Raw genomic sequence first — 20,660 nt, forward strand, 5'->3', positions numbered from 1 at the left:
TCGTCGTAACGCGGCGGAGTCGATCATGTTTCGCACCCGAGCGGGTGACGGACCCGCGCCGGCCACGGCGTGGCTCAGGTGGTGAAGCCCGCGACGCGCAAGGCGTGCACGAGGTCCCAGTGGCGCTCGTCCGACGCCGCCTTCGCGGCCTCCAGGAGCTGCGGGATGAGCCGGGGCGGGTCGGTGTGCGCGCAGGCCGCGACGTCCTCGGCGCTGCGGACCCGGACGAACGCGTCGAGCAGCGCCCGGGCCTCGCGGGTGCGCCCCGCGTCGGCCAGCGCGATCAGGGACTCGGCGATCTCCGGGGCGGGCCGGGCCACGCCCTGGCGAAGGAGCTTGCGGCAGTCCTCCGCGCGGCCCGCACCGGCGAGCGCGTCCGCGACGGCCACGAGCCGGTCGGGCGGCAGCGACGCGGCCTCCCACAGCAGGGTGGCCCAGTCGGCGGCGAGGCCCGCGTGGTGCAGTTCCTCGGCGAACAGCGGGAGCCTCGCCGCGGGCCATCCCGCGGCCTCGACGAGCACCCCGTGCGCCTCCCCGCTGCGGCCCTCGCCGCGCAGCCGGATCAGGGCCTGCACGGCGTCGACGGTGACGCGCTCGTCCGCGAGGTGCGCCTCGGCGGCGGCACGCGCCTCGGCCGCCTCACGGTCACCGGCGGCCCGGTCCACGGGCCTGGACCGTCTCGGGGCGCGCGGCGCGGCGTCCATGGCCTGGGCGTAGCGCGCGCCGCGGGGCGTCCCCGCGTCGTCGGACGCCCCGTCCGTCACGGGCACGACAGCCTCCCCGTAGGGCTCCACGCCGTCCGCCTCGTCGGCGTCGAGCCCGGCGAAGCGGGCGCCCCGGGGGCGGCGGCGCGAGTGGGACTGGTGCGGGACGCGGGCGGTGCGGCCCGCCGGACCGGCCTGGGCGTGCTCGTCGGGGGCGGGCTCGGCGGCGCGCTCGGGGCGGGGGTGGTCGTCGGGGGCGGTGGTGTCGTACTCGGCGGGGCGGGCCGACTCGGCCGAGCGGGCGTCCGGGGCGCGGCCCGGCTCCGCACTCGGGGGGCCGCCGTCCTGCCCCGGCCCCCCGAAGTCCACCCACTGCGGCGCGCTCGCCCGGTCGAGGCGGTCGATCCGCGCCCGCAGTTCCCCGCAGCGCGCGGCGGCGCGTTCGTGGTCGTCGCGCACCCACGCCAGGTCCAGGTGGATGCGGTCCACCTCGTCGGGCGTGGGGGCGACGGCGAGGGCGCGTGCCAGTTCGTGCTGCCGGTCCAGGGCGAACCGCTGCTCCTGGAGCATCAGGTCGAGCCGGTCGCTGAGGAGTTCGCGGGCGCCGGGCCGGTCGTCGTGGGCGGCCACCGACGCCGCGTGCAGGGCCCGCGCCCGTGCCGTCTCGGCATGCGCGACGCCCACCCCGGCGTCGGCCGCGAGGTCGTGGAGCAGCGCCTGCACCACGTCCCAGGGCGGCACCTCGGCGCCTTCGAGGCAGGCCCGCATGCCGTCGGGGTCCCGGGCCAGGAACACCCCGCACCACCCGCCGTCCCGGTCGATCCGGGCAAGGAGGTCGTTCAAGTACTTTGCGAACTCCCGCACTTCGTCCGGGAGTTGTCCCACTGCCATGGTCGGGCACCGCCCCCTGGGAGCATGGAGTCTGCCGGTCCGGAAGATAACACCAGATGGGTTACGGGACGGCTACACGCGGTTTTCCGAAGGCTTCATTAATTACTTGGACGTGCGGCGACAGACGTGGTTAGTCTGCGCACATGTCCAGTCCCGAGGCGAACAGACGCTAGCCACCGGCGCTCCGGTGGCTGCTCCACGACCTTTCTGAGTCCCGCACGGACTCCGTGAGTTCCTCGTTGTCGCGTGGCAGCGACGCCGACGCCGTGCCGTTCCCCGGCACGACGCCCGGTCTCGCTCCGCGGCTCCTTCGCCACAGGATCGCCGCAGTGCCGTGGTCACGGACTGCTCTCTCCCTCTCTCCCCTTCCCCGCGCGGCAGCCGCGCGGCGCGAGCGCGGCCTTCGCCGCGCCGCCGAGGGCTGCCCGCGGGGCTCGTCGATCCTCTTTCAGTGGTTGCGGAGTCTCGCTGTGCCATTCGTCCTGTATCTGCTCTCTCTCGCCGTGTTCGCCCAGGGCACGTCCGAGTTCATGCTGTCCGGCCTGGTGTCGGACATCGCCGCCGACATGGAGGTGTCGGTCCCGGCCGCCGGTTCGCTGACCTCGGCGTTCGCCGTCGGAATGATCGTGGGGGCGCCCCTGATGGCGGTGCTGAGCCTGCGCTGGCCGCGCCGCCGCGCCCTCCTCGGCTTCCTGGTCACGTTCCTGCTCGTGCACGTGGTCGGCGCCCTGACCACCAGCTACGCCGTACTGCTCGGCACCCGCGTCGTCGGCGCGCTCGCGAACGCCGGTTTCCTCGCCGTGGCCCTCGCCACCGCGACGACCCTGGTCGCGCCGGACGCCAAGGGCCGGGCCACCTCGATCCTGCTCGGCGGCACCACGCTCGCCTGCGTCGTGGGCGTGCCGGGCGGCGCGCTGCTCGGCCAACTCTGGGGCTGGCGCGCCGCGTTCTGGGCGGTGGCACTGATCTCGGTGCCCGCCGTCGTCGCCGTCGCCAAGGCCGTACCCCCGTCCGCACCCGCCCTCGTCACCCCTCGGGCCGTGCCCCCGTCCGCGTCCGCCAGCCCGCGCACCGGGGCCCGCGCGGAGCTGCGAGCCCTGCGCTCCCCCCGGCTCCTGGTGACGCTCCTGCTCGGCGCACTGGTCAACGGCGCCACGTTCTGCGTCTTCACGTACCTGGAACCGCTGGCCACGCACGTCTCCGGCATCGGCGACGCATGGGTGCCCGGACTGCTCGCCCTGTTCGGGCTCGGCTCGTCGGTCGGGGTCGCGCTCGGCGGGCGGCTCGCCGACACGCGGCCGCTGCCGCTCCTGGTGGGCGGCACGGTGGCGCTGCTCGCGGGCTGGGTGGCGTTCGCGCTCGCGGCGGGCAGCCCGGTCGCGGCGGTCGTCCTCGCCTTCACCCAGGGGATGTTGTCGTTCGCGGTCGGCTCCACCCTGATCTCGCAGGCGCTGTACGCGGCGGCGGAAGCGCCCACGCTCGCGGGCGGCTTCGCCACGGCGGCCTTCAACCTCGGCGCGGCGGTGGGCCCTTGGGCGGGCGGCCGGGCCATCGCGTCGGGGCTCGGCTACCGCTCCCCCGTGTGGGTCGGCGCCCTGCTGGTGGCGTCGGCGCTCGCCACCGCGGGGGCGGCGCTGCTCGTACGACAGCGCGGGCAAGGCCGGAAGGCCGCCCTGGACGCCTAGTTGTGGATTTAGTTGTGTCGTTGTAATGATTATAGCGACACAACCACTTTCCCAGGGGCGCTCATGACCCACCTCACCCCTCACGGCCGCTGGAGGGTCCTTGCCGTCTGCTGCCTGAGCCTGTTGATCGTCAGCCTCGACGTCACCGCCCTGAACGTCGCCCTGCCGTCCATCCAGCAGGACCTCGACAGCTCGCTGTCCGGGCTCCAGTGGACGGTCGACGGCTACACCCTCGCGCTCGCGAGCCTGCTGATGCTCTCGGGCTCGCTCGCCGACAAGGTGGGCCGCAGGCGCGTCTTCCAGGTCGGCCTGACGGTCTTCACCACGGCCTCGCTGCTGTGCAGCGCGGCCCCGGGCCTCGGCTGGCTAATCGCCGCACGCGTGCTCCAGGCGATCGGCGGCTCGATGCTCAACCCCGTGGCCCTGTCGATCATCAGCAACGCCTTCCCCGACTCCCGCGAGCGCGCCCGCGCGATCGGCGTCTGGAGCGGCGTCGTCGGGATCAGCATGGCCGCCGGGCCCATCATCGGCGGCGCGCTCGTGGAGTCGGCCGGCTGGCGGGCGATCTTCTGGATCAACGTGCCCATCAGCCTGGCCGCGCTCGCCCTGACCCGGCGGTACGTGCCGGAGTCCCGCGCCGAGCGCCCCCGCCGCGCCGATCCGGTCGGGCAGGTCCTGGTCGTCGCCCTGCTCGCCACGGTGACGTACGCGATCATCGAATCGCCGGTCAGGGGCTGGACGTCACCACTGGTCGCCGGGTGCGCGGGCGCGGCGCTGTGCGCGCTGCTCGGATTGCTGCGGTACGAGACCCGCCGCGTCGACCCCCTAATCGACCTGCGGTTCTTTCGTTCCGTTCCGTTCGCGGGTGCCACTGTCATCGCTGTCGCCGCGTTCTTCTCACTGGGCGGCTTCCTCTTCGTCAGCTCCCTCTACCTGCAGGACGTACGGCGGCTCGACGCGCTGCACGCCGGCCTGTTCCTGCTGCCCATGGCCCTGACGGCCCTGGTCGCCGCGCCGCTGTCCGGGCGGATCCTCGCGGCACGGGGGCCTCGTACGCCTCTGGTGACAGCCGGGGCCGCGCTGTGCGCGAGCGCCGCCCTGCAGGCGTTCACCTACTCCGCACACCTCGCGGTGGCGCCGCTGTTCTGCGCCTACGCGCTGTTCGGGATCGGTTTCGGCATGGTGACCGCCCCCATCTCCCACACCGCCGTGTCCGCGATGCCGCGCTCACAGTCCGGTGTGGCCGCGGCGGTGGCCTCGGCCTGCCGCCAGTTCGGCCAGTCGCTCGGCGTGGCGGTCACCGGCGCGCTCATGGCGACCGGCGCGCACAGGGGCACGGCGGCCTTCCTCCAGGCGAGCCGGACGGCCTGGTGGATCATCGCCGGGTGCGGCGGGGCGGTCCTGCTGCTGGGTACGCTCACCTCTGGCCGCTGGGCGCAGTCCACGGCCCGGCTCACCGCGGAGCGGCTGGCCGCCGAGGAGACCAGGACGACGGTGAGGACTTGACGGAACGCCCGGGCGACGATACGGACCGGCGGGTGGACGACGCCGGCGCGCAGCTGGACGACGCCACCGTGCGCGCGGCCACGCGGGCCTGGCAGGGCCTCAACACCCTCCTGATGGACCGCCACAACCGCCGCAAGGAGGTCGCCGAGGCGCTCGGCATGAGCTTCAGCCGCATCCGGGCCCTGCGCCGGATCGCCCCCGGCCCGCTCACCCTGCGGGAGTTGGCGCAGCGGCTCGGCGCCGACCCGCCGTACACCACCGTGATCGTCGACGACCTCGTGCGGCGCGGCTTCGCCGAACGCGTCCCGCACCCCGTCGACCGGCGCGCCAAGCTGGTCCGCCTCACCGCCGAGGGCGAGGCGGCCGCCGAGCGTGCCGCCGCGATCCTCTCCGCCCCGCCGGCCGACCTGCTCGCCCTGGGCCGCGAGGACATCGAGGCCCTCGACCGCGTGGTGGCCAGACTGCTCCGCTGACCTCGGCCGCCGCGCGCCGGAAGCGGCGACGACATCGGACCCACAGCGCCGCAGCGACCTCAGACGGGGACCAGCGCGCAGGCCCGCGCCACCTCGTCCATCGAGAGCTCCAGGGCCACCGCGAGGGCCGCCACCGTGAAGAAGGCGGGCGTCGGCGCCCGGCCCGTCTCGATCTTGCGCAGCGTCTCCGCCGAGATCCCGGCGCTCGCGGCGACCTCCACCATGCTCCGCTCGCCGCGCGCCGCGCGCAGGAGCAGGCCGAGCCGCTCGCCGCGTTCACGCTCTTCAGGGGTCAAGGGAGTGCGAACCATGTTCCCATCCTACCCCTGGACGCCATTTAAATACCGGTATAGTAATTGGCATGGTCGAACTCAAGACAGACACATCCATCGAAGCGATGCGGGAGGCCGGGCGCGTGGTCGCGCGCGCCCTGACGGCGGTGCGCGACGCGGCGGCCGTCGGCGTGGTGCTCCGGGACCTGGACGAGGTGGCGCACCAGGTCCTGAAGGACGCGGGCGCCACGTCGCCGTTCCTGCACTACCACCCGGCGTTCGCCCCGGTCCCCTTCCCCGCGACGCTCATCACGTCGGTGAACGACGCGATCGTGCACGGCATCCCGGACGGCTATCGCCTGCGGGACGGCGACCTGGTCTCCGCGGACTTCGGCGCCAGCCTGAACGGCTGGGTGGGCGACTCGGCCATCAGCTTCGTCGTCGGCACCCCGCGCCCCGAGGACACGCTGCTCATCAAGACGGCCGAGCAGGCCCTGGAGGCCGGCATCGCCGCGGCCGTCGTGGGCAACCGCATCGGGGACATCGCGCACGCGGTCGGCACGGTCTGCCGGGACGCCGGGTACGGCATTCCGGACGGCTTCGGCGGCCACGGCGTGGGCCGCAGCATGCACGAGGACCCCGGGGTGCCGAACGAGGGCCGCCCGGGCCGCGGCATGCCGCTCAGGCACGGCATGGTGCTCGCCATCGAGCCGATGCTGATCGCCGGCGGCAAGGACGGCTATCACGCCGCGCCGGACGGCTGGACCCTGCGCACGAACGACGGCAGCCGCGCGGCGCACGTGGAGCACACGGTGGCGATCACGGACGCGGGCCCCCGCATCCTCACGGCCCTGTGAGCCACGAGCGGCGGGCCCACCGGTCGCGCCGCGCGTGAACGAAGAGGTCCGTACCGCCCCACAACCAGAGCGGTACGGACCTCGGCGTACCCCTACGTGTCACACGCGGGCCGGACCACGGCCTCGGCCGCCTGCCCCACGCGGGCCGGACTACGACCTCGGCTTCACCACCATCGCCGACCCGCCGCCCCTGCGCTCCTTCTCGGCCGCCGCGAGCCACTGCCCGCCCGCGAGCCGCTGCACGCCGGTCGCGGCGCCGATCTCCGGGTTCTGCCGGAAGGCGTGGCCGATCGCCTCCAGCCTGCGCCGGGTCTCGCTGTTCCACAGGCCCGGTTCGAGCTCCGTCGTGGCCGCGTTGCGCTGGCTGGCACGCGGCGCCGCGATGGCGTCGACCAGCGGCAGGCCCCGGTCGAGGAAGCCGGTCAGGGTCTGCAGGACGGTCGTGATGATGGTCGCGCCGCCGGGCGAGCCGAGCGCGACGACCGGCCGGTCCCGCTCGTCGAGGACGATGGTCGGCGAGAGCGACGAGCGCGGGCGCTTGCCGGGCCCCGGCAGGTTCGGGTCGTGCACGGCCGGGTTGGCGGGCGCGAAGGAGAAGTCGGTCAGCTCGTTGTTGAGCAGGAAGCCGCGCCCGGGCACGGTGATCCCGCTGCCGCCGGTCTGCTCGATGGTGAGGGTGTACGCGACGACGTTGCCCCACTTGTCGGCCGCCGTCAGATGCGTGGTGTTCTCCCCCTCGTACGTCGTCGGGGCCGCCTTGTCCCCGGCGCGGCAGGGCACCGGGTCGCGCGGGTCACCGGGCGCGAGCGGGCTCTTCAGGACAGCGTCGTCCTTGATCAGGCAGGCCCGGGAGTCCGCGTACTTCTGCGAGAGGAGTTCCTTCTTCGGTACGTCCTCGAAGGCCGGGTCGCCCACCCAGCGCCCCCGGTCGGCGAACGCGATGCGGCTGGCCTCGATGAAGCGGTGCAGATAGCGCGTGCGGGAGGCCTCGGAGAGGTCCGTGCGCTCCAGGATGTTCAGGGCCTCGCCGACGGTGGTGCCGCCGGAGGAGGACGGCGCCATGGAGTAGACGTCGAGGCCGCGGTAGGAGGTCTTGGTGGGGGTGCGGCGCTTCACCTCGTAGCCGCGCAGGTCCGTCATGGTCAGGTCGCCGGGGCGGGCGTTGCGCCCGGAGTCCGGGTCCACGGGCGGCTTGTTGACGGTGCGCACCAGATCGCGGCCGAGCTTGCCGTCGTACAGCGCGTCGACGCCCTTGTCGCCCAGCTCCGCGTACGTCCGCGCGAGGTCGGGGTTCTTGAACGTCGAGCCGACGACGGGCAGCTTCCCGCCGGGCAGGAACAGGCGGGCGGTGTCGGGGAAGTCCGCGAACCGCGACTGGTTCGACGCGGTCTGGGAACGGAAGGTCTCATCGACGGTGAAGCCGTGCCGGGCCAGGCGCTCGGCGGGCTTCAGGACCGTGCCGAGCGACCTGCTGCCCCAGGAGTCGAGCGCCTCCTGCCAGGTGGCGGGCGTGCCGGGGGTGCCCACGGCCAGGCCGCTGGTGACGGCGTCCGCGAACGGCAGCGGCTTGCCGTTCTCCAGGAAGAGCCCGGAGTCCGCGGTGCGCGGCGCGGTCTCGCGGCCGTCGAGGGAGCGCACCGTGCGGGACTTCGCGTCGTAGTACACGAAGTAACCGCCGCCGCCGATGCCCGCGGAGTATGGCTCGCTGACGCCGAGCGCCGCGGCCGTGGCGACCGCCGCGTCCACGGCGTTGCCGCCCTTCTTCAGGACCTCGATGCCGGCGGCGGACGCGTCCTGGTCGACGCTCGCCACCGCGCCGCCGTGGCCGACGGCCACGGGTGTCTTCTCCGGAGTCGTGGCACGCGAAGCGCCCGTTCCGGCCGTAGTGGCCGATGCCGGTCTTGCGCCGGGTTCGGCCGCGGTGGCCGATTCGGCGCTCGTGCCCGGTTGCGCTGAGCGCGAAGGCGAAGGGGGCGCCGCCGCACCGACCGTCACCAATACCCCGCCGACCGCACATAGCGTCAGATTCCGTACGAGACAGCGCCGCATTCGTACCTCCAGTCAACAGCCGTCTGCGCAGCGTAACTTCGGGCTCCGCGCCTGGCCATGGACTCTTCGAACGAGGCTCCGAATGGCCGCTAGCATGCGCCCCCATGACTGAAGACGTGCGCTATCTCGTCGTCGGCCTGGTCGCGGCCGTGCTTGGTGCCACCCTGGGCTGGCTCCTGCGCTCGCAGCTGTTCAAGCGCAGGCTCCGCCGCAAGCAGGCCTTCTTCGGGCTGCCCGCGAACGCCGAGTCGCTGCTCGTGGTCAACCGCGAGGCGAGCGGCCCGGAGCTGCTCGTGACCCGGCACGACGTGTTCTCGCTGCTCGAACTGGCCGCGCTGATCAAGGAGTGCGGCGGGCACGCCCAGATCGTCGCGCACGACGCCGCCCAGCAGGGCTTCGGCGAGCGCACCGAGTTCTGCGTCGGCAACCCGGCGATCCACCGCCGCATGGCCGCGCACATGCACTCCCTCCTTCCCGGCGTGCGCGTCAACACCGACCCGGAGCCGGGCCCGGACCGGGGCGCCTTCCAGATCGGCTCCGAGCGCTACCGCATGGAGGGCGGCAGGACCGAGTACGTCATCCTGGCCCGCCTCACCGCCGGGCAGGCGCCGGACGCGCGGCCCGTCTTCCTCTTCTGCGGCCAGCGCGCCATCACCAACCAGGCCGCGACCCGCTATCTGGCCCGCCACCACGAGCGCCTCGCCCGCAAGCACGGCAACCACTCCTTCGCGCTGCTCCTGAAGGTCGTGAACTCACAGGCGTACGGACCGGACGTGGTCGAGCTGGTCGCGGACGTGACCCGCCCCGCCCAGGAGCCGATCCCGACCCCCGCCCCGACCGCGCGCAACTCCCACCGCGCCAAGTGAGCGGCCCGTGAGCACACCCCCACGGAACGTATGCCGCGAATAACGCCTCTATGACGTAGTCGGCAATTTCCGGGCGACGGGCAACCGAAGCGGACCAGGCGCACTCTCACTCCGGGCAGGCCCTGAACATTCGCACGGAGGTACGTTTCCTTGAGGTCCCGGTCCCTGAGCCCGTCGTCCCGCCGACGCTCCATACGCCCCCGCCACGCCGCAGTCGCGGGCGTCGCGGCCCTGGCGGCCACCCTGTCCGCCTGCTCGGACGGCGGCTCCGGCTCCGACGACGCCAAGGCCGTCAAGCCGAAGGTCTCGGTGAACCTCACCGGCGACCAGGCCAAGGCGGGCGCCCCCGTGACCGTGAAGCTGGCCACCAAGGACGTCAAGCTGAAGGACGTCACGGTCGCCGACGCCGAGGGCACGAAGCTCGCGGGCAAGGTCGCCGCCGACGGCCGCAGCTGGACCTCGGCGCGCATGGCCGCGCCCGGCACCAGCTACACCCTGCGGGCCACCACCGACCAGGGCGGCGAGGCGACGAAGTCCTTCAAGACGGCCCCGCCCGAGAAGGTCAACAAGGTCACGATCACGCCGGGCAGCAGCCTCAAGACCGTCGGCGTGGCCCAGCCGCTCTCGATCGTCTTCGACCACCCGGTGAAGAACAAGGCCGAGGTGGAGAAGCACCTCAAGGTCACCACGTCCAACGACACCACCGGGTCCTGGGGCTGGATCAAGAACTACGACGGCAAGGACCGCGTCGACTGGCGGCCGAAGGAGTACTGGAAGTCCGGCACGAAGGTGAAGCTCGACGCCCAGCTCAACGGCGTCGACTCGGGCGCGGACGGCGGCTGGTTCGTGCGCGACTACGACACCGCCGTCACCGTCGGCAGGAACCAGGTCGTCAAGGTGAACCTGGACAGCAAGACGGCGACGCTGACGCGGGACGGCAAGGCCGTCAAGCGGGTCCCGATGTCGGCCGGCACCCCCGGCGGCGAGAAGGCGTCCTGGGGCGGCACGTCGGTCCTGATGGCCAAGGAGGGCACGATCAACATGCGCTCCGAGACCGTCGGTCTCGGCGACGCCTACGACAAGATGGTCGACTACTCGATGCGGCTGACCTGGTCGGGCATGTACGCGCACGCGGCGCCCTGGAACGCCGCGTACTTCGGCAACACCAACCACAGCTCCGGCTGCGTCGGCATGAGCACCTCCGACGCCTCCTGGCTGTACGGCCAGGTGCAGGTCGGCGACCCGTTCGAGGTCACGGGCTCGGGCTCCAAGGGCACGCCGGACCCGGGCAACGGCTACGGCGAGTGGAACCTGTCGTGGGCGGACTGGCAGGCCAAGAGCGCGCTGAAGTCGGCCTCTTGAGGTGACGCCCGCGTCAACAATCGTTACCGGGGCGTAACTTACCGACGGGTTACCCCCGGTAAAGAACCGCGGTTACCGTTCGGTCACTTTGCACTTTCAACAAGTGAGGAGTGACCCGTGCGAGACCCCCACCAGTCCCTGCGGTCCACTGCCGCAGGGACCGTCTCCGCCGCTCTGATCGCAGGCGCCGCCTTCGGGCTCGCGCCCGCGGCCCAGGCCGCACCCGCCGAACGCCCCGCCGCGGCGGGGGCGCCGAGCGTGCGGTTCGTCGACATCCCCGGTGACGGCGGCACCGTCCTGAAGGCCAACGTCGTCGCGCCCGCGGGCGCGACGGCGGACAGCTCGTACCCCGCGATCGTGCTGCCCACCAGCTGGGCCATGCCGCAGATCGAATACATCGCGCAGGCCAAGAAGCTCGCCGCCGCCGGGTACGTCGTCGTCAGCTACAACTCCCGCGGCTTCTGGCAGTCCGGCGGCGAGATCGAGGTCGGCGGCCCCGAGGACATCGCCGACGCCTCGAAGGTCATCGACTGGACGCTGAAGAACACCCCCACCGACCCCGGCAAGGTCGGCATGGCGGGCGTCAGTTACGGCGCGGGCATCAGCCTGCTCGCCGCCGCCCACGACAAGCGCGTGAAGGCGGTCGGCGCGCTCAGCGGCTGGGGCGACCTCGTCGAGTCCATCTACAGCGGCCGCACCCAGCACGCCCAGGCGGGCGCCCTGCTCGGCGGCGCGGGCTACCTCACCGGCCGCCCCAGCGCCGAACTGAAGCGCATCCTCAAGGACTTCCTCGGCTCCAACCTCGACTCCGAGGACGAGATGATCGCGTGGGGCACCAAGCGCTCCCCCGCGACCTACCTGGACCGCCTCAACAAGAACGGCGCCGCGATCCTGCTCGCCAACGCCTGGGGCGACACCATCTTCCCGCCCAACCAGTACGCGAGCTTCTACGAGAAGCTGACGGGCCCCAAGCGCCTGGAGTTCCGCCCCGGCGACCACGCGACCGCCGAGGCCACCGGCCTGCTGGGCCTGCCCAACGACACCTGGACGACCACCCAGCGCTGGTTCGACCACTATCTCAAGGGCGAGCAGAACGGCATCGACAAGGAGCAGCCCGTCCAGCTCAAGTCGCGCTCGACGGGCGGCTACGAGGGCTACGCGAACTGGAAGTCGGTCGGCGCGACCAGCAAGAAGATCGACCTCGCGGGCTCCACCACCATCCGCGCGAACGTCGACTCAGGGGCCAACGGCGGCATCGTGATGCTCTCCAACACCCTGGACCAGTTCCTGAAGTTGCCGCCGGTGGCGTCGATGCCGCTGCTTCCGCGCCGGTACGCGGCGGTGTGGCAGTCCGAGCGGGCGGAGCGGGAACAGCGGGTGCGCGGCACCGCGAAGCTGCACACGACGGTGACCAGCACCAAGGAGAGCGGAACCCTCGTCGCGTACCTCTACGACGTGGGCCCGCTCGGCCTCGGCAAGCTGGTCAGCAACGCGCCGTACACCTTCCACGGCAAGACCCCGGGCAAGCCGTTCGCCGTCGACCTGGAGCTGTTCTCCACGGCCTACGACGTCCCGGCGGGGCACCGGCTCGCCCTGGTCGTCGACACGGTCGACCCGCTCTATGTCGAGCACAACCCGTCCGGCGCGCAGCTGACCTTCTCCTCGCCCGGAACCGACCCGTCGTACGTGTCGGTCCCCCTGCGCGAGCAGTGATCTCCGGCTGCTGCCGGGCGGGCCTGGCCCTCCAGCTGCTGCTCCCGTCAGGGGCCGGGGGCCCTGGGGGGACCCCCGCCCGGCAGCAGCGTCCCTGGTTCAGCCGGGGCGACATCCACGGCCTCTGTCTTGGGACTGCGCTGCTGACGCTTGGACACCCAGTAGGCGAACCACGAAAGCAGCATGCACATCCCGATGTAGATCGGTGAGATCACCATGACCACGGGGATGAAAGGCAAATCGTAGTCGAGATTCGACGCGATGAGCTTCCCGGCATGGAGGAACTCCTCATAGGTGATCAGATAGCCGAGTGAGGTGTCCTTCAGGGCCACGACCAGCTGGCTGATGATGGCGGGCAGCATGGCCCGCACCGCCTGCGGCACCAGGACGTACGACATGACCTGGGTCTTTCTCATGCCAAGCGCGTAAGCGGCCTCCCTCTGGCCGCGCTCGACCGAGTTGACGCCGGAGCGGAACACCTCGGCGAGCACGGAACCGTTGTAGAGCGTGAGCCCGGCGACCAGCGCCGGCAGCGGCTGGACCTTCAGCGCCACGAAGACGAAGAAGATCATCACGAGCACGGGCATGGCCCGGAAGAACTCCACCAGGAGCGTGGCCACCCAGCGCACGGGCCGGTGGTCCGAGAGCCGCCCGGTGGCGAGCAGTCCGCCGAGGGCGAGCGAGAGCACGGCGGCGATGGCGAAGGCCTTCAGCGTGTTGCCGAGCCCGCGCAGGAGCAGTTCCTGGATGCCCTTGTACTCGAACGGAGTCCACTTGGTCGCGGTGAACTGGTCGGTGTCGAACAGCAGATACAGGATCCAGCCGACGAGCGCGACGATGACGGCGGTGGAGACGACGCCGTAGACCAGGTGTCGGCGGCGGGTGCGCGGGCCCGGGATGTCGTAGAGCGCGGTGGCTTCGGGAGCGTGGGCGGTGGTGGTCATCGGGCGACTCCCCAGCGCTTCTCGAGGATGTTGAAGACGGCGCTGATGGCGAGGGTGATGATCAGGTAGCCGAGGGCGATCCAGACGAAGGTCCAGATGATGCTGTAGCCGAGTTCGTTGAGGGTCTTGTAGGTGCCGAGCAGTTCGGTGACGCTGAACGCGCCCGCGATGGCGGAGTTCTTGGCGAGGGCGATGAGCGTGGAGCCGACGGGCGAGATCACCGACCGGAAGGCCTGCGGAAGCACCACCCCGGACAGGGTCTGACTGAAGGTCATGCCGAGACTGCGGGCCGCCTCGCCCTGGCCCTTGGGCACGGTGTTGATGCCGGAGCGCAGCGCCTCGCAGACGAACGCCGAGGTGTAGCAGCCGAGCGCGAGCACCGCGAACACCTCGAAGGGCAGCACGAGTCCGAACCTCGGCAGGCCGAGAAGGACCGCGAAGAACAGCAGCGTCAGCGGCGTGTTCCGGAGCACCGCCACCCACACCGCGCCGAACACCCGGAACGAGCCGACGGGCGCCACCCGGAACGAGGCCATCACGAACCCGAGCGCGAGCGCGAGCAGCGAGGCGTACACGGTGAGTTCCACGGTGCCGAGGAAGCCGTCCCCGAACGTGGAGAAGTTGTCTGTCAGTACGTCCACGACGCCTCCTCAGCTCGCCGGGTAGCGGTCGATGGCGGGCGGCTTCGGCGCCGGGACACCGGAGAGCCCGAGGGTCGCGTCGTACGCCTTCTTCCAGTCGCCGTTCTTCTCCCGGGCGGCGAGGGCGTCGTCGATGGCGAGCCGCAGCGTGGTGTCGCCGCGCGGCACACCGATGCCGTAGGGCTCCTTCGAGAACGGCTTGCCGACCAGCTTCAGTTCGTCGGGCACCTTGGCCGCGTACCCGATGAGGATCGCGTCGTCGGTGGTGACGGCGTCGACCTGATAGGTCAGCAGATTGTCGACACACACGGAGTACGTGTCGTACGCGACGAGCGTCGCCTTCGGGTAGTCCTGCTTGATGCGCTGGTACGGCGTGGAGCCCGCGGCGGAGCACACCCGCTTGCCGTCCAGGTCCCGCGGGCCCTTGATGTCGTCCTCGTCGTGCCGCACGAGCAGGCCCTGTCCGGCCATGTAGTACGGCCCGGCGAAGCCGACGAGCTTCTTGCGGAGGTCGTTGATGGTGTAGGTGCCGACGTAGTAGTCGATCTGCCCGTTCTGCAGGGCCGTCTCGCGGTTGGCCGAGGCGATCGTCTTGAAGGAGATCTTCCCGGGGTCCAGGCCCAGGGAGGCCGAGACCATCTTGGCGATCTCGATGTCGAAGCCCGAGTACCTGCCGCTCGCCGGGTCCTTCTCGCCGAGGTAGGGCTGGTCCTCCTTGGCGCCCACGACGAAGCGGCCGCGGCTCTTGGCCTTCCGCCAGGTGCCGGACTTCGTCAGCTCGAAGCCCTCGGCCACCTGGTACTTCGGCAGCTCGCCGGCCGCGGGGCCCTTGGTCGGGGGGCTGCCCTCCTTGCCGCAGGCCGCGGTGGCGAGCGCGGTGAGGACGAGGGCGGCGAACAGACGTGTCGTACGGAGCATGCTCAGCCCCCCGTCAGTGCTTGAGGATCTTGGAGAGGAAGTCCTTGGCGCGCTCGCTCTCCGGGTGGGTGAAGAAGTCCTCGGGGGCCCGGTCCTCGACGATGCGGCCGTCGGCCATGAAGACCACACGGTTGGCCGCCGAGCGGGCGAAGCCCATCTCGTGCGTGACGACGACCATGGTCATGCCGTCCCGGGCGAGCTGCTGCATGACCTCGAGGACCTCACGGGAGCGCCGGTCGGCCTCGTCCTTCTTGCGGCCCCTGACCTTCACCTGGCCCATGGAGACGTTCTGCAGCACGGTCTTGTGCGCGAAGAGATTGAACGACTGGAAGACCATGCCCACTTCGGAGCGGAGCCGCGCGAGCTCCTTGCCCTCCTCGGGCAGCGGCTGTCCGTCCAGCCGGATCCTGCCCGACTGGATGGTCTCAAGACGGTTGATCGTCCGGCAGAGCGTTGATTTGCCCGACCCCGAAGGGCCGATGACCACGACTACCTCCCCCTTGCCGACGGTGAGGTCGATGTCCTGGAGGACATGGAGCTCTCCGTAGTACTTGTTCACGTCACGCAGCTCGATCAACGGATCGACGGCCATGCCCAGACCTGCCCACTTTTCGCCGTGTCGGTCAGCGCAAACTATCCACGCGAAAACGGGACTTATTGGACGACACGCACTTATGGGCATTAACCGTATTTGAGGCTACGTTGCCTGGCGGCTACGTCTCGGACGCCTCCGCGTATACCTGAGACAACTCGGGGGTCCCCTGAACCGCCCAGTCGAGCCCCGCGGCGACCACGTCGATCTCCCGCCCGGACACCAGGCGCACCACCGGTGTGCCGCCCGGCAGGACCTGCCAGACCGCGCCCGGCACGGTCCGCACGATCACCGTGCCCAGGTACAGGCCCGCGTCGTTTCCGAGCCAGGGCAGCGTCTCCGCGTCGTCGCGCCAGCGCGGCGGCAGCTGGTCGAGGGCGGCCAACGACGCCGGGGAGTCGTCGAGTTCCAGGCCGGCCGCGCCCGCCTGCGAACGCAGGAGTTCGCACTCGGACAGCAGTTCGCCCACGCCGACCGGATCGTCCTCGAAGGCGGCCGCGAGCCTCAGGCCCGGCTCGCTCGGGTGCCGCTTGCGCCATTTGTCCAGGAACGGAATGTTCATGACCGGCCTCTCCGTGGGGTGCCCGGGGCGGCCTCCCCGGGCGGGCCGGGGCGGCCGGACGGCGGATCCGCGCTCCAAGGAATGTATCTTGCGGCAGTTGATCTCGGAATGAGCGGAATCAGGCGAATCAACGGCGGGTGAAGGCCAGGATCGTGGCCAGGTTCATCGGGCGGCGGGTGGAGAGGTAGAGGTAGGGCGCGGTGTGGTGCGGGCCCCGCAGTTCGACGCGCAGCGCGGTGGGGACGTAGGCGCGCAGCAGGAGCAGGGCGTAGGCGTTCGCCTTGTACGTGCGCCACTCGAAGGCCTCACCCGCGTCGAGGATCTCCGTCGTTCCGAGGTCGTCGATCGGGATGACCCGGTCGCCCACGACGAGGGTGCCGGGCGTCACGACGATGCGGGCCGAGCCGTAGCGGTGGACCAGCGGCCCGAACACCCCGCCGACGAGGAGCACGCCGAACGCGGCGGCCACGGGCCCGAACGGCAGCAGCAGCCCGCCGAAGAGAAAGCCCGCGAGCACGACGAGGAACCACCACACGGCCGGGACACTCAGGCGCTCATCGTAAAGGTGCATGCCGCCATCCTGGCACTGGCTCCCGGGCCGCGGTGAGGGGGCCGCCCCTGGCCGGGCGCGCGACCTCCACCCCGGGCACGGGGTCACCCTCCGGCCGACGCACGCGGCCTTGGCCGGATCATGTGCCGGTGTCCATGCCGCGTTCATTGACGGGCCTCTGACTGCTCCTTAGTTTCATCACGCACCGTCCGTCGTCCGTTTCCTCACGCACCGCCTGCCGTCCGTTCCCTCACGCACCACCTGTCGTCCGTTCCGCACCGCCTGTCGTCCATCGCCGCATGACGCGCCGTCAGTCAGTCGTGCGGGTCGTGTCTGCCGTGCACCACGTCGTGGGAGGTCCGTCGTGCGAAGACGCATCTGGGGAGCCACCGCCGTACTCGCCCTGCTCACGGGCCTCGCTCCGGTGGCCGCCGCCGAGGCGGCGCCGGGGGCCGAGCGGGCGTCCGCCGCGCAGGGCACCCGGCCGCTCCCCTTGGAGCGGCTGTTCGACAACCGGGCCGTCAGCGACGACGCGCGCCCCGGCGACGCGGACTTCGACGGCGCCGGTGCCTCGCTGTCCGCGCGGGACCTGGCGGCGGCCGGCTGGACGCCCGGCCGGGTGCTCGGCGTCGACGGCGCCCGTGTCACCTGGCCGGACACGGCGGCGGGCGAGCCGGACAACGTACGGGCGGACGGGCAGGCGGTACGGGTGCGCGGGCGCGGTGACGCCCTCGCGTTCCTGGTCGCGGGCACGGGCGGCGCCGCGAGCGGCACGGGCAGCGTGCGCTACCGGGACGGCTCGCGCGGCAACTACCGTCTGACGGCCCCGGACTGGCGCGGCGGCCCCCTCGCCACCAAGTCCGTCGCCCTGCCCCACGTCAACACGCCCGGCGGCCAACTCACCGAGCGCGCCCGCCTCTACGTGGTCACGGTGCCGGTGGCCCGCGGGCGCGAGATCGCCTCCGTGACGCTGCCCCGGGACCCGGGCGCGGGCGCCGACCTGCATGTCTTCGCGCTGTCCGTCCGGGGCGGGACGACGGGGTGGACGGGCAGCTGGGCGGCCTCGACGGCCGGGTACGCCGCGGTGGGGCCCTGGCAGGACCGGACCGTGCGGCTCGTGGTGCACACCAGCGCCGGAGGGCCGCGGGTGCGGATCCGGCTCGACAACACCTTCGCGGGTACGCCGGTACGCATCGGGAGCGCCACGGTCGCCGTGCGCGCGGCGGGCGCCGGGGCCCGGGGGGAGCCGGTGGCGCTGCGGTTCGGGGGCCGGGCGGGCACCGAGATTCCCGCCGGGGCGCAGGCCTTCAGCGATCCGCTGCGGTTCACGGTGCCGTCGGACGCGCATCTCCTCGTCAGCTTCCATCTGCCCGGGCCCGTGGCCGCCGCGCCCCTGCACAGCCAGGCCCTGCAGACCTCGTACGTCAGCGGGCCCGGCGACCACACGGCCGACGGCTCCGGGGCCGCGTACTCCTCGACCCTGCGGACCTGGCCGCTGCTCACCGGCGTCGACGTCGCCGGTGGGCCCGGGTCCGTGGTGCTGCTCGGCGACTCCATCACGGACGGCGTCGGCTCCACGCCCGACACCGACCGGCGCTGGCCCGACGAGCTGGCGCGGCGCCTCCTCGCCCAGGGCCCCGGTTCCGGGGTGCCGCGCTACGGCGTCCTGAACCAGGGCATCTCCGCGAACCGCGTCCTCACCGACCGCTACCCCGGGGACGGCGTGTCCACCGACACCGGTGGGGTCAGCGCCCTGCACCGCCTCGACCGGGACGTCTTCGCCCAGACCTCCACGCGGACGCTCGTCGTCTTCGAGGGCGTCAACGACCTGCGGGCCGGTGCTGGGGCCTCGGACGTCGTCGCGGGGCTGCGGGAGATCGCCCTGCGGGCGCGGGAGCGGGGGGTGCGGGTGGTCGCGGCGACCGTCGTGCCCTGTGAGGGGGAGGCTCGATGCACCGCCGCGGTGGACGCGGAGCGGGTGAAGGTCAACTCCTACCTTCGGGGCGGTGGTGACTTCGATGCCGTTCTCGACTTCGACGCCGTGCTGCGTGATCCCGGGCGTCCCTCGCGGATGCTGCCCGCCTACGACAGCGGGGACCATCTCCATCCGGGGGATGCGGGGCTCGCTGCGCTGGCTCGGTCGGTGCCGTTGGGGGCGCTGGTGCCGTAGCCCTGCCGGGGGCTCCCCAACCCCGCCCCTTCCCGAAACCGGGGCTCCGCCCCGGCCCCCGCATCGGCGCTCCGCGCCTCGTCCTCAAACGCCGGACGGGCTAGAAACTTCACCGAGGCAGGCTGAAGGCTTCACCGAGGCGGGCGGGTGGGAAGAAGCCCGTCCGGCGATTGAGGACGAGCGCGCAGCGCGATACGGGGGCGACCCTCGCAAGGCTGAAGGTGCCGGGCTGTCGGGCAGGCCCGGGACAAGTTCGGGCGGGTGGGTGGGAGAGAGCCCGTCCGGCGTTTGAGGACGAGGCCGCAGGCCGACCGGCGGCGGCCCGTCCCACGGCAACGGGACACACCGCCCCTCCCGGAGGGCAAGCTCACAGGTCGAGGTCCACCACCACGGGCGCGTGGTCCGAGGCCCCCTTGCCCTTGCGTTCCTCGCGGTCGACGTAGGAGTCGGACACCGCCTTGGTGAAGGCCTCGTTGGCGTAGACGAGGTCGATGCGCATGCCGTTGTTCTTGGGGAAGGCGAGCTGGCGGTAGTCCCAGTACGTGTAGGGGCGGTCGTACTTGAGGGGGCGGGGGACGACGTCCGTGAGGCCGGTCTCGCGGAGGGCGGCGAGGGCGCCACGCTCGGCGGGGGTGACGTGGGTGGCGCCTTCGAAGAGGGCGGGGTCCCAGACGTCGTCGTCGGTCGGGGCGACATTGTAGTCACCGAGGACGGCGAAGGGCCGGGCCCCGGCCGCGTCCTCGGTGACGGCGGTCTTGAGGGCGTCGAACCAGGCGAGCTTGTAGGCGTAGTGGGCGTGGTCGATCTCGCGGCCGTTGGGCACGTACACCGACCAGACGCGGGCCGGGCCGCAGGTGGCGGCGATGGCCCGGGGCTCCTGCGCGGCGTCGTAGTCGGGGCCGCCGGGCAGGCCCGTGGTGACGTCGGCGAGGCCTACGCGGGAGATCAGTGCGACGCCGTTCCACCGGCCCGTGGCGTTCACCGCGGACTCGTACCCCAGCTCGCGCAGGGCCTCTGCGGGGAACTGCTCCGCGGTGCACTTGGTCTCCTGGACGCACAGCACGTCCGTGCCGGTCTTCTCCAGCCAGGCCAGGAGCCGGGGCAGACGGGCGGTGATCGAGTTCACGTTCCAGGTCGCGATGCGCATGGGAAACAACCTACCCGCCACCACTGACAGCCCCGGATCGCCCGCCCCCGACACCACCGACCCCGCCCGCCCCGTCACACCTCGGCCGACTCCCCCGGCGTCAGCCGCACGTGGTCCGTGCCGCCGAGCCGCCCGATGTGCCCGCCGTAGATCGGCAGCGCCAGGTCGGTGAGGAGAGCGTCGTGGATGTCGTAGGCGCGCCTCGGCTTGACCTCGCGTACGTAGTCGATGACTTCGGAGATCTTGTTCCAGGGGGCCATCACCGGGACCATCAGCGTGTCCACGGGGTGCTCGGGCACCGTGAAGGCGTCGCCGGGGTGGAAGACGGTGCCGTCGAGCAGGTAGCCGACGTTGGTGACGCGCGGCAGGTCCGGGTGGATCACGGCGTGCAGCTCGCCGTGGACCTGGATGTCGAACCCGGCGGCCGTGAACGTGTCGCCGTGGCCGACGGTGTGCACCCGCCCGGGGAAGGCCGCCGCGAGCTGCTCGGCGACGGACGCGAGGGTCCACAGCTCGGTGGCCGGGTCGGCCTCCAGGGCGGCGCGCAGGTGTCCCTCGTGGAAGTGGTCGGGGTGCTCGTGCGTGACCAGGAGGGCGTCGGCCCCGGTCGCGGCGTCGTCCTCGCTGAAGCCGCCGGGGTCGATGACGAGGAGGCGGCCGTCCTTCTCCAGGCGCACGCAGGCGTGGGACTTCTTGGTGAGCTTGATGGGTGACGTCGTCATGCCCCCATCCTGCTCCTCGGGGCCGACCGGGGCGGC

The 20,660-nt window shown here is 72.1% G+C and carries 19 protein-coding genes; 8 read left to right on the forward strand and 11 right to left on the reverse strand.

Features of this window, described 5'->3' with window-relative positions:
* Window positions 1–74: 74 nt before the first annotated feature.
* Complete coding sequence (locus tag OO63_RS17795) at window positions 75–1,595, reverse strand: hypothetical protein (protein ID WP_030361841.1); 1,521 nt, start codon at window positions 1,593–1,595, stop codon at window positions 75–77.
* Window positions 1,596–2,065: 470 nt separating this feature from the next.
* Between OO63_RS17795 and OO63_RS17800 the strand changes: the two genes are divergently transcribed.
* From OO63_RS17800 to OO63_RS17810, 3 genes are all read left to right on the forward strand, one after another.
* Entirely contained in the window at window positions 2,066–3,280 is a 1,215-nt protein-coding gene (locus OO63_RS17800; RefSeq protein WP_033264212.1) for a Cmx/CmrA family chloramphenicol efflux MFS transporter, read from the forward strand.
* 63 nt (window positions 3,281–3,343) lie between these two features.
* Window positions 3,344–4,786, forward strand: coding sequence for an MFS transporter (locus OO63_RS17805; protein ID WP_030361843.1), 1,443 nt, complete (start codon window positions 3,344–3,346; stop codon window positions 4,784–4,786).
* Window positions 4,783–5,259 carry a MarR family winged helix-turn-helix transcriptional regulator gene (locus OO63_RS17810; RefSeq protein ID WP_234311365.1) on the forward strand — a complete coding sequence of 159 codons (477 nt, stop codon included), beginning with the start codon at window positions 4,783–4,785 and terminating at the stop codon, window positions 5,257–5,259. The genes OO63_RS17805 and OO63_RS17810 overlap by 4 nt, the downstream gene beginning before the upstream one ends.
* Window positions 5,260–5,318: 59 nt before the next feature.
* Here OO63_RS17810 and OO63_RS17815 read toward each other — a convergent pair whose 3' ends face one another.
* Entirely contained in the window at window positions 5,319–5,570 is a 252-nt protein-coding gene (locus OO63_RS17815; protein ID WP_030361845.1) for a helix-turn-helix domain-containing protein, read from the reverse strand.
* Between the two features lie 50 nt (window positions 5,571–5,620).
* Here OO63_RS17815 and map point away from each other — a divergent pair, with 50 nt between their 5' ends.
* Window positions 5,621–6,388, forward strand: coding sequence for a type I methionyl aminopeptidase (gene map / locus OO63_RS17820; protein WP_030361846.1), 768 nt, complete (start codon window positions 5,621–5,623; stop codon window positions 6,386–6,388).
* 150 nt (window positions 6,389–6,538) lie between these two features.
* On the opposite strand, the gene ggt is transcribed toward map, so the two are convergent.
* Window positions 6,539–8,437: a gamma-glutamyltransferase gene (gene ggt / locus OO63_RS17825; RefSeq protein ID WP_030361847.1), complete on the reverse strand. Its 1,899-nt coding sequence runs from the start codon at window positions 8,435–8,437 to the stop codon at window positions 6,539–6,541.
* A gap of 104 nt (window positions 8,438–8,541) precedes the next feature.
* On the opposite strand from ggt, the gene OO63_RS17830 reads away from it, so the two are divergent.
* The 3 genes from OO63_RS17830 to OO63_RS17840 all read left to right on the forward strand — a co-directional run bounded on the left by OO63_RS17830 (window position 8,542) and on the right by OO63_RS17840 (window position 12,378).
* Window positions 8,542–9,303 (forward strand): hypothetical protein, encoded by a 762-nt coding sequence (locus tag OO63_RS17830; RefSeq protein WP_030361848.1) that lies wholly within the window; start codon window positions 8,542–8,544, stop codon window positions 9,301–9,303.
* Between the two features lie 150 nt (window positions 9,304–9,453).
* Window positions 9,454–10,665, forward strand: coding sequence for a L,D-transpeptidase (locus OO63_RS17835; protein WP_030361849.1), 1,212 nt, complete (start codon window positions 9,454–9,456; stop codon window positions 10,663–10,665).
* Window positions 10,666–10,782: 117 nt separating this feature from the next.
* The gene (locus tag OO63_RS17840) at window positions 10,783–12,378 is read left to right on the forward strand and encodes a CocE/NonD family hydrolase (RefSeq protein ID WP_030361850.1); all 1,596 of its coding nucleotides are present in this window, start codon (window positions 10,783–10,785) and stop codon (window positions 12,376–12,378) included.
* A gap of 47 nt (window positions 12,379–12,425) precedes the next feature.
* Here the strand turns inward: OO63_RS17840 and OO63_RS17845 are convergent, their stop codons facing one another.
* The 6 genes from OO63_RS17845 to OO63_RS17870 form a co-directional block, all read right to left on the reverse strand.
* Window positions 12,426–13,322: an amino acid ABC transporter permease gene (locus OO63_RS17845; protein WP_030361851.1), complete on the reverse strand. Its 897-nt coding sequence runs from the start codon at window positions 13,320–13,322 to the stop codon at window positions 12,426–12,428.
* The gene (locus OO63_RS17850) at window positions 13,319–13,963 is read right to left on the reverse strand and encodes an amino acid ABC transporter permease (RefSeq protein ID WP_030361852.1); all 645 of its coding nucleotides are present in this window, start codon (window positions 13,961–13,963) and stop codon (window positions 13,319–13,321) included. The genes OO63_RS17845 and OO63_RS17850 overlap by 4 nt, the downstream gene beginning before the upstream one ends.
* Before the next feature lie 9 nt (window positions 13,964–13,972).
* Window positions 13,973–14,881, reverse strand: coding sequence for a glutamate ABC transporter substrate-binding protein (locus OO63_RS17855; protein WP_030361853.1), 909 nt, complete (start codon window positions 14,879–14,881; stop codon window positions 13,973–13,975).
* Between the two features lie 13 nt (window positions 14,882–14,894).
* On the reverse strand, window positions 14,895–15,473 hold the full coding sequence (locus OO63_RS17860) for an amino acid ABC transporter ATP-binding protein (protein WP_033264213.1): 579 nt from the start codon (window positions 15,471–15,473) through the stop codon (window positions 14,895–14,897).
* Window positions 15,474–15,594: 121 nt separating this feature from the next.
* The gene (locus OO63_RS17865; protein WP_030361855.1) at window positions 15,595–16,035 is read right to left on the reverse strand and encodes a DUF6278 family protein; all 441 of its coding nucleotides are present in this window, start codon (window positions 16,033–16,035) and stop codon (window positions 15,595–15,597) included.
* A 127-nt stretch (window positions 16,036–16,162) separates the two neighbouring features.
* A complete protein-coding gene (locus tag OO63_RS17870; protein ID WP_030361856.1) occupies window positions 16,163–16,606 on the reverse strand; it encodes a DUF3093 domain-containing protein in 444 nt (147 codons plus the stop codon).
* Window positions 16,607–16,949: 343 nt separating this feature from the next.
* On the opposite strand from OO63_RS17870, the gene OO63_RS17875 reads away from it, so the two are divergent.
* Window positions 16,950–18,755 (forward strand): SGNH/GDSL hydrolase family protein, encoded by a 1,806-nt coding sequence (locus OO63_RS17875; RefSeq protein WP_030361857.1) that lies wholly within the window; start codon window positions 16,950–16,952, stop codon window positions 18,753–18,755.
* Between the two features lie 367 nt (window positions 18,756–19,122).
* Here the strand turns inward: OO63_RS17875 and OO63_RS17880 are convergent, their stop codons facing one another.
* Entirely contained in the window at window positions 19,123–19,902 is a 780-nt protein-coding gene (locus OO63_RS17880; RefSeq protein WP_030361858.1) for an exodeoxyribonuclease III, read from the reverse strand.
* A gap of 74 nt (window positions 19,903–19,976) precedes the next feature.
* On the reverse strand, window positions 19,977–20,609 hold the full coding sequence (locus tag OO63_RS17885) for an MBL fold metallo-hydrolase (protein WP_030361859.1): 633 nt from the start codon (window positions 20,607–20,609) through the stop codon (window positions 19,977–19,979).
* Between the last annotated feature and the right edge of the window lie 51 nt (window positions 20,610–20,660).

This window comes from Streptomyces alboflavus, from assembly GCF_000716675.1.
Classification (GTDB): Bacteria; Actinomycetota; Actinomycetes; order Streptomycetales; family Streptomycetaceae; genus Streptomyces; species Streptomyces alboflavus.